The following is a 9067-nucleotide window of genomic DNA, read 5'->3' as shown; positions in this document are numbered from 1 at the left end:
TCTGCCCCAAACGCATCGGCACCATCGTCCAAGCAGCACTCGTCCTCACCCACCACGAACACCACGGCCGCTACTGAGAAAACCTCATTGGGGCGCGTTGGCACCTACCCCACCGCCGGCCGGGGTGCATGCCCAACACAAGCCGCCCCCGCGAAGGACTAAACCCCTACAACCGAGCGGCGATCCGGTCGATGGCGAGCGCCGTGGCCGGGATGATGGTGAGCGCCGCCGCGAAGCCGCCGATGGTGTCGGTCGGGTAGTGGGCGCCGAGGCCGACTTCGGCCCAGGCCATGAGGGCGGCCGCGGCGAGGGCGAGGGCGGCGGTGACGGCGAGCGCGGCCGGGCGGCGGAGGCGGTCGGCCAGGAGGAAGGCGGCGATGAGGGCCAGGGCCGTCGCGAAGGCCGTATGGCCGCTCGGGTAGGACAGGAAGTGGCCGTGGATGGTGCGGCCGGTGATGGGCTTGAGCAGCGACGTCACGGCGACCGTGAGCCCGCAGCCGACCAGCGTGAGCACGGCCGTGCGGGGGCGGCGGGCGAGCAGCGTGCCGCCGGTGAGGAGCACGATGACGATCGCCGAGCCCACCGGCTCGCCCACGAAGTCCACGGCGGTGGCGATGTACCACCACGGGTCGGGCAGCAGGTCCGGGCCGGGCAGGAGCGGCGTGTCGAACGCCGTGGGCTGGGACTCCCCCGCGAACAGCACGGCGAGCACCACCAGCACGACCAGACCGAGGCCGGCCACGACCAGCACCGGCGTGCGCACGGAAACCGGCAACGCGGGCGGCGCCGCCCGGACGGCGGATCTCATCGAGTGGCGCCGATCAGCGCGGAGCCGGCCGGCGTGCGGTTCGTCGGCGCCCAGGCCACCGGCGCGAAGTCTGCCGGCGGGCAGAGCGTGGGGGTGGTGCTGCGGGAGGTCTGCATGGAGGCGAGCGCCCTTTCAGCCGCGGTGCCCGACCGTGCGGGACCTCTGAGGAGAACGTACGGCTCTCGTCGTCACCTTGGTGTCAAACGGTGGGCGGCGATCGCCGCTTCGTAGCCCTCGACCAGCCGCCGGAAGCCCACCGCCGGGGTGAAGTTCTCGTCGTAGCGCCGGCGGGCGGCGTCGCCCATCTTGCGGTTGCGTTCGGGGTCCGCGACGACGTCGCGCAGTGACTCGGCCAACGAGACCGCCGAGCCCGGTTCGTGAAGCAGGCCCGTGACGCCGTCGGAGATCAGTTCCGGGAACGCGCCGTGGGCAGGGGCGACGGTGGGCACTCCGGCGGCCATCGCCTCGACCACGACGAGCCCGAACGCCTCCAGCCACGCCGAAGGGGCCACCACCGCTGCCGCGGAAGCCGTCAACGCCTGGCACGAAGCCTTGTCCTGCAGGCCCACGTACGAGACGTCCGTGCGCGAAGCGGCCCAAGCCGAGACCTCGTCCGAAAGCGGCCCGGTCCCCGCGATCACCAGCGGCAAGCCGAGCGAACCGCCGAGCCGGTCCCACGCCGCCATCAGCAGCGGCACGCCCTTCTCCTCCGTCAGCCGGCCGAGGAACAGCACGTGGGCACCCTCGCCCGCCCGCCGCACACCCGGATCGGTCACGAAGTTGTGCTTCACGGTCATCCGCGAAGGCGGCATGCCCGCGTCGACCAGCAAGCGCCGCTGAGCGTCGGAGATGCAGAAGAAGCGCGTCACGTCGCTGCGCCAGCGCGAGCGGTTGAGCAGGAGGTTCGCGGCCATCGGCACCGTCGCCGCGGCCGAACCCCGGTAACATCCGTGCCGAACGGCGGGAACGGGCGCGCCGCCCACGCAGTCCGTGCAGATGCGGCCGTCGCGATACAGCGTGCCGGGCGGGCAGACCATGCCGTAGTTGTGCAGCGTCGCCACGACCGGCACGCGCGCGTCCGCGCAGGCCGCCAGCACCGAAGGTGACAGCAGCGGGAACGTGTTGTGGACGTGCACCACGTCCGGCCGCTCGACCTGCAACCGAGCCGTCAACTCGGCTCGCGCCGACCGGTTCCACGGCACCTGCACCGGCACCAAAGCCTTGCGCGGCATGGACATGGCCGCGATGTCGTCGCTCAGCCGCTCGAACAACGACACGCGAACGCCGCCGGCGGCCAGCAAAGCCGTCTCGGCGTCGACCACGTTGTTCTCCCCGCTCGGCTGCTCCGAGCGGTAGCGGTTGTGGACCACGAGCACCTTCATGCGGGCTGCCCCTTCGGAATGAACTCTTCGTCGGAAGCGGTCCGCACGGTGCCCTGGGCCAGCAGCGACGCGGCCAGCGCCAGGTGCAGCAGGTACGGCGACGCGTCACCGAGCCCAGCCTCGGTGTAGGAGGCGGAAATGCAGTACGTGATCAGGAAGATCGCACACGCGCGCGCCAGCGACGGGGGCCGCAGCACGGCCACGGCGACCAGCACCAGCAGGAACGCCGCGACGATCGCGATGCCCGTGAACCCCTGCTCGTGGTAGACCGCGAGCCAGCTGTTGTCGATCGGCAGGCCGTCGTAGGACTTGTCGGTGAGCCCGACGCCGAAGATGTACTCGTTGACCGTGCGCGGCGCCGCCAGCAGCGCGTCCCACACCTTCGCGCGGCCGGTGAGGCTGGAGAAGTTCTCCTCGCTCTGCCCGCGCAGGAACCACGCCTGCAGCAGCCCGCCGAGCACCACCACGGCGAAGCCCGCCACCAGCACGAACGTGGTGAACACCTTGCGCGCGCGGGCGTTCGTCATGGTCAGCGACAGCAGCGCGACCACGAGACCGGCCACGAGACCGAGCGTCGCCGTGCGCGTGTGCGAGAGCAGGAGCAGCCCGAGCGAGGGCACGATCACGATCAACGCGCTTGTCATCGTCGTGCGCTTGCCCAGCCACAGCAGCGCCGCCAGGCCCGCGATCACGGCCGCGTACTGCCCGACCTGCGGCGGCGTCAGCGGCCACACCGCACCCGCGAGCCGGCCGCCGTAGCTCTCCGGCATGGCCTTGCCCGGTGCGATGACGAGCCCGATCGCCACGGACACCAGCACGGCGCTGAACATCTTGATGTGGTGGCGCACGAACGTGAACCCGCCGTTCCACCAGCGCGTGAGCAGCCACAGCGTCGCGAGGAACACCCCGAACCGGAAGCACCGGAACAGCGACCCGAACCCGGCTTCCAGGTGCAGGCTCGCGACGGTGCTCGTGACCAGCAGCAACGTGAGCAGCAGCAGGTACGCGCTCGGCCGGATCTTCAGCCGCGGGTTCAGCGCCAGCGCGATCACGAACGCGGTCATCAGCGCGCCCATGGTCACGAGCTGGCTCACCGCGCGCGGCAGCGGGATCACGGTCTCCGCGCCGGTCGAGCCGAGGGTGTTGAGGATCAGCAACGCCCACGCGGCGCCGACGAGCTTCGGCGTCGGCTCACCCGTCTCCGCCGCCGTCGGTTGCCGGATGCTGGTCAGTAGGGCCATATCAGCCTCCCCCGCCACGCTCGTACGTCGTGCGCGCGTCCTGGTTGTACGGCGCGCCCTCCCACTCGCCGATGCCGAGGACGTGGCTCATGTCGGTGGCGATGAACGTCCACGGCCCCACGTACGCGTTGTCGTGCCAGCTGTTGCCCTGTTTGAAGGTGATCGCGTTCTGCACCACGTCACCCTTGTACGGCGACCAGTCCGGGTAGGTGCCGAAGTTCGACAGCAGGCCCATGCGCCCGCACGTCTCCTCGCAGCCGATCGCCGAGGGCACCAGCGAGAACCGGTTGTTGTGGATGTCCACGCGCTGGGTCTTCCAGCGGCAGTCGTCGTACAGCGGCTTCTGCGCGATCGCCGGCGCCGCGCACTTCGCGGTGTCGGGGACGAGCTTCGTGCAGACGCCGCTGGAGGTGTTGGCCGGGCTGTTGCAGAAGCGGTCGGCGTTCTCCCACAGGGTGATGCCGTTCCAGTTGTTCTCGAACACGTTGCCGTAGATCTCGAGCTTCGACGAACGCGCCTTCACACGCGGCTCGCCGCCGGACTCGGAGATGTAGATGGTCGCGGTCGGGAACGAGTCGCCGCGGTCGGCGTAGTCACGGCCGTCGACGAGGTTGTTGCGCCGGATGGTGTTGTTGCGGATCACGGCGTTGTAGCTGGTCTCGTAGGTGATCGCCGAGCTGTCGTTGTTCTCGATGAGGTTGCCCTCGATCAGGAAGTCGTTGTTGTTCGTGTCGGCCCACAGGCCGGTGCCGCGGTTGTCGTGCACCCAGTTGCCGATCACGTCGGCACCGTTGACGGCCCAGAACTTGATGCCGCCGGTGCAGCCGCAGCCGTCGACCTTCTTCTCCCAGTCACCGGTGTTGTTGCCGGTGATCTCGTTGCCGCGCACCACCAGCCCGGTGATGTCGTCGCCGGCGGAGAAGGCGTTCATGCCGTACTGGCCGTTGCGGCGCAGGCAGTTGTCGAGCACCTGCTGCTTGTTGCCCGCCATCAGGGCCGCGCCGTCGTTGTCCTGCAGCGTGGTGTGCTGGATCGTCCAGCCGTCGCCGGAGTCGTGGTTCACCACACCCTCGTCGCGCGGCGCGACGAAGTTCTGCACGGTGAGGTTGGTGATCTTCACGTTCTTGGCGTGACCGGTGAACGCGTACTGGTTGACCTTGCGCCCGTCGAGCACCGCGCCCGGGCCGCCGATGAAGACGTCGCCGTCCTTCGGCTGGACCTGGTCGAACCGGTCGTCACCGAGGTGGTGGCTGCCCGGCGCGAGCCAGAACGTGGTGCCGGCCGGGGCGGTGCGCGTCTTGGCGGCGAGGTCGTCCGGCACCGCCGGGTCCACGCTCACCGCGCCCGCGGGGGCGGTGGCGGGACCGGGCGGCATCTTGTCGCACACCGCCGCCACCGGCCCGGTCGGCGCCGCCGACGTCGCCGCGGCCTGGCTCGAAGCGGCATCGTCGTCGGGCGCGCTCGAGCACCCGGCGAGCACGAGCGGGCACAGCAGACCCAGGAACAGCAAAAGCCTGCTGGTCGATCGCACCGGGTGGATCCTCTCGATCTTTAAAAACTCAACGTGGTGGTCAAGGGTTTCGCGGCCGTGCCAACGCCGATCAACGTGGTCGACGGTTCGCGCCGGCCGAACCCGGCGGAGTACCAGCCGAGCGGCGGGCTCGTCTCGCCGCGGTGCGCGGTCCAGGTCAACGCCGGCGGCAGCGCCAGCGTCGCCGTGTGGCCGGGCCAGCTCAGCCGCGCCGTGCTGCCGTCGAGCGTGACCTCGACGAGCGGGCCGAGGTGGAAGGCCAGCTTGGCCGGCAGCGTCAGGTCGCCGTCGACCTCGTCGAGGATCGTCAGCGTCCGGTCTTCCAGCTCCACGCACCGGCGGTGCACGGCCGGCGCGTACCCGTCGTGCTCGGCGCGCCAGCGCACCGGGCCGACGGCGAGCGTGCGGGTCCGCGCGTGCCGGGTCCACAGGAACGGCCCGCCCGAGGTCGACTGGTCGGTGTCGCCGAGCTGCAGCGTGTTGTGGCCGAGCGTCGAGCGGAAGTAGGAGCGCCACTCGGGTTCGCCGTGGTAGCAGTAGGTGCCCGGGTCGGCGAGGATGTCGACGCCGTCGTGGCGGACCTCGAGCGCCAGCGCGTCCGCGTGGGCGTGGGCGGCGATGGCGAGGAAACCGTGGGGACCGCCATCGCAGCGGACCCAGATCTCCTCGGGTTCGCCGGCCGGGGTGCGGAGGATCGTCATGCCGGCGTCGAAGAGGTCGTCGATCCGCCGAGGGGGTCGCGGGTCGGCGAGCTCGGGAACCGTGCCGAGCGAAGAGAAAACGACCGCAAGCACCGTGTTGTTCAAGCTGCCCGGCACCTTCGGCCACCACTCCTGCCGGCCGAACAACGCGTCGCCGGTGGCGAGCAGCGAGGCCCAGCGGCTGGTGCCGGTGCCGTCGACGATCAGGCCGTAGCCGTCGTCGGCGTCGCCCTGGCGAGGCGGCCGCAGGCTGGAGTCCACAATGGACGCCAGTGCATCGCACATCCGCCGGAGCACGAGCCAGGTCGACGTCGGCACCAGCGGCCCGGCTTCCAGCGCGGCCGCGAGGCCCAGCTCCAGCACCAGGCCGTGGTACTCCGTGGCCAGCTCGCGGTTGAGCCCGGACGCGAACGTGTTGGCCTGCAGCTGCGTGTCCAGGGACTTCACGGCCGCGTCGCGCCAGGCGGGCGACTCGGGGAACCAGTCGAATGCGCAGGCGGCCGCCAGCTGTCCGGCGTCCTCGGCGATCACGTGGTTGTTGGCCGACGAACCGCGGCTCGGGAACGCCGCCAGCCAGCGCTGGTGGTGCCAGATCTGGTGCAGCGCCTCGGGGTTGTCCTCGAACAGACCGGACGCGCCGGACCAGCCGTCGAGCAGGCGGCGCACCCAGACCCACGACAGCAGCCGGATGCCCAGTTCGATGCCGCTCACCCAGTGCACGCCGCGCATCGGCGGATTGGCCGCCCACCAGGACTTCAGGTGATCGGCCACGCGGTGGGCGTAGCGGTCTTCGCCGGTGAGCGCGTACGCGGCGGCCAGCACGGTCAGGTGCTGGTGGCGCGAGGGCTCCCAGATCTGCTTGATGTCGCCGACCGTGTCTTCGCTGCGGTAGGCGATGTCGAAGGAGTACGCGTCGGCCGGCGCGTGACGTCCGGTCTTCGGGTCGAACGACCAGTCCGGTGTCACGAGGTCAGCGCGCTCCACGCCGAAGTACTCGGCGTGGCCGTCCATCAGCCGCTCGGCCGTGGCCAGCAGCTCCGCGCGCGCCTCGGCCGACACCCCGTCGACGCTCGCCGGCCCGGCGAACGCGCGGTGCGGCAGCCACGTGGCCTTCTGCTTCGCGACCCCGCGCCACTGCTGCTTGCGCAGCGCGTCCGTGGCGCGCCCGGCGACCTCGGCCGGGCTCATGGCCGAAAGTCTTCGCAGGTACCAGGCGGGATCCATCAGCCGAGCACCTCTTTCGGCTCCAGCCGCACCGGCGCGCCGGTTTCGAGGCTGCGGTTCACGGCGAGCGTGGCCAGCGTGGTGTTCACCAGCGACTCGACGCCGATCGGCATCGCGACGCCGGTGGTCAGCGCCGTGACGAACGCGTCGATCTGGGCCTTCTGGCCCTTGTCGCGGCCCTTCGGGATGCGTGAGCTGGCCCAGCGCTTCTTGCCGTACACCGACGCGCGGGCGAAGTCGTCGAACTTCAGCACCTTGCCGTCGGCCAGCACCTCCAGCGTCTCCTTCTGGAACGACGTGGAGCCGCTGGTCACGTAGCTGATGGCGGCGGTGGAGCCGTCGGCGTAGCGCAGCAGCACCTGCAGGTCGTCGTTGCCCGGTGTCGCGGTGGCGTAGACGGAGATCGGGTCGCTGCCGAGGAACCAGCTCACTGTGTCGATGAAGTGGCCGCCCTCGCCGACGAACCGGGAGCCCTCGGAGTCGGCCTGGTTGTACCAGCTGTTGGACTCCAGGCGGCCCGCATTCACGAGGTAACGCACCGACGCCGGGCCCAACCGGGGACCGAACTGGATCTTGGCCTCGTTGAGCAGCGGCGCGAACCGGCGGTTGAAGCCCACCTGCAGCCGGTTGTTGCCCGACTCCTCGATGGCCTCGACGATCCCGCGCAGCTCCTTCTCCGACAGCGCCAGCGGCTTCTCCACGAACACGGCCTTGCCCGCGAGCAGCGCGCGCCGCGTGAGCTCGGCGTGCGAGCTGTGGCGCGTCACCACGAACAGGGTGTCCACGGACTCGTCGGCGAGCAGCGCGTCGAGGTCGGTGGTGGCCTTCGCGAAGCCGAACTTGCGCTTGGCATTCGCGCCCGAGAGCGCCGACGTGGTGACCACTTCGGACAGTGCCACACGGTCCTGCTCCACCAGGTGCGGCAGCAGCATCGACGACGCGTAGTTACCCGCGCCCACGAACCCGACGCGCAGGCGTCCGCGTGGAGTCGCCCGCGTGGTCACCGCGGCGGGCGGCGCGACCGACGACACCACCGGTTCGGCTTCGCCCTCCGGGCCGGCCGGGTACTGGAAGAGCACCGCGACGGCCTTGAGCTCACCGTCCTGCAGCGACTTGTACGTCTCCACGGCCGTCGAGAAGTCCGCGGTGTGCGTGATCAGCGGCTCGACGTCGAGCTTGTCGCGCGCGGCCAGGTCGAGGAAGCACTCGATGTTGCGGCGCTCGGTCCAGCGCACGTAGCCGATCGGGTAGTCGCGACCCTCGAGCTCGTATTCGGAGTCGTAGCGGCCCGGCCCGTACGAACGCGAAAAGCGGACGTCGAGCTCCTTCTCGTAGTAGGCGTTCCACGGCAGGTTGAGCGAGATCTTGCCGATGTCGACCACGCGGCCGCGGTCGCGCGCGAGCCGCGCGGCCAGCTCCACCGGGTCGTTGGAGGCGCCGCCCGCGGCCAGGTAGACCTGGTCCACGCCGTGGCCGCCGGACAGCTCCGCGACCGCGCTCTCGATCGTGTCCGACGCCGGGTGCGCGCAGGCCAGCGCGCCGAGCTGCTCGGCCAGCTCGCACCGCGACGGGTCCGGGTCGACGCCGACCACGCGCACCCCGGAGGCGACCAGCAGCTGCACCACGAGCTGCCCGATCAGGCCGAGGCCGATCACCAGAGCCAGGTCGCCGAGCTGCGGCTCACCGCGGCGCACGCCCTGCATCGCGATCGAGCCGACCGTGCCGAACGCCGCGTGCCGGGGTTCGAGCCCGGCCGGCACCCGCGCGTAGAGGTTCTTGGGCACCCAGTTGAGCTCGGAGTGCAGCGCGTGCTCGTTGCCCGCGCACGCCACGACGTCGCCCACCGCGACGTCGTCGATCCCCGCGCCGACCTCCACGACCACACCGGCCAGCGAGTAGCCCAGCGGCGTGTAGGAGTCGAGCTTGCTGGTGACCTTGCGGTAGGTGGCGGCGAGGCCGTTGGTGGCGACGCTCTGCATCACCTTGGCGACCTGGTCCGGCCGCGACCGCGCCTTGCCGATCATCGACATGCTCGCCTCGGACACCTTCATCATCTCGGTGCCGGTCGAGATCAGCGAGTACACCGTGCGCACGAGCACGCCGCCCGGCTTGCACGCCGGCACGGGGACGTCGAGGAGGGCCAGCTCCCCGCTCTTGTAGTTCTGCACTACCTGCTTCAC

Annotated in this window: 6 protein-coding genes; all 6 read right to left on the bottom strand. The window is 70.7% G+C overall.

The genetic code is table 11. The features are described 5' to 3' along the window. Positions 1 to 166: 166 nt before the first annotated feature. The 6 genes from AB0878_RS46210 to AB0878_RS46185 all read right to left on the bottom strand — a co-directional run bounded on the left by AB0878_RS46210 (position 167) and on the right by AB0878_RS46185 (position 9067). On the bottom strand, positions 167 to 808 hold the full coding sequence (locus tag AB0878_RS46210; protein ID WP_366589206.1) for a phosphatase PAP2 family protein: 642 nt from the start codon (positions 806 to 808) through the stop codon (positions 167 to 169). Positions 809 to 996: 188 nt separating this feature from the next. Further along, entirely contained in the window at positions 997 to 2190 is a 1194-nt protein-coding gene (locus AB0878_RS46205; protein ID WP_366589204.1) for a glycosyltransferase, read from the bottom strand. After that, positions 2187 to 3431 carry an O-antigen ligase family protein gene (locus AB0878_RS46200; protein ID WP_366589201.1) on the bottom strand — a complete coding sequence of 415 codons (1245 nt, stop codon included), beginning with the start codon at positions 3429 to 3431 and terminating at the stop codon, positions 2187 to 2189. The genes AB0878_RS46205 and AB0878_RS46200 overlap by 4 nt, the downstream gene beginning before the upstream one ends. Before the next feature lies 1 nt (position 3432). Continuing rightward, complete coding sequence (locus tag AB0878_RS46195; RefSeq protein ID WP_366589220.1) at positions 3433 to 4806, bottom strand: right-handed parallel beta-helix repeat-containing protein; 1374 nt, start codon at positions 4804 to 4806, stop codon at positions 3433 to 3435. A 176-nt stretch (positions 4807 to 4982) separates the two neighbouring features. Further along, on the bottom strand, positions 4983 to 6887 hold the full coding sequence (locus tag AB0878_RS46190; protein WP_366589199.1) for an alginate lyase family protein: 1905 nt from the start codon (positions 6885 to 6887) through the stop codon (positions 4983 to 4985). Then, entirely contained in the window at positions 6887 to 9067 is a 2181-nt protein-coding gene (locus tag AB0878_RS46185) for a bi-domain-containing oxidoreductase (protein ID WP_366589197.1), read from the bottom strand. Before AB0878_RS46185 ends, AB0878_RS46190 begins: the two co-directional genes overlap by 1 nt.

It is taken from the genome of Amycolatopsis sp. NPDC047767 (assembly GCF_040704195.1).
Taxonomy (GTDB): Bacteria; Actinomycetota; Actinomycetes; order Mycobacteriales; family Pseudonocardiaceae; genus Amycolatopsis.
The sequence above is the reverse complement of the archived record's forward strand: the minus strand, read 5'-3'. Positions and strand labels throughout refer to the sequence as shown.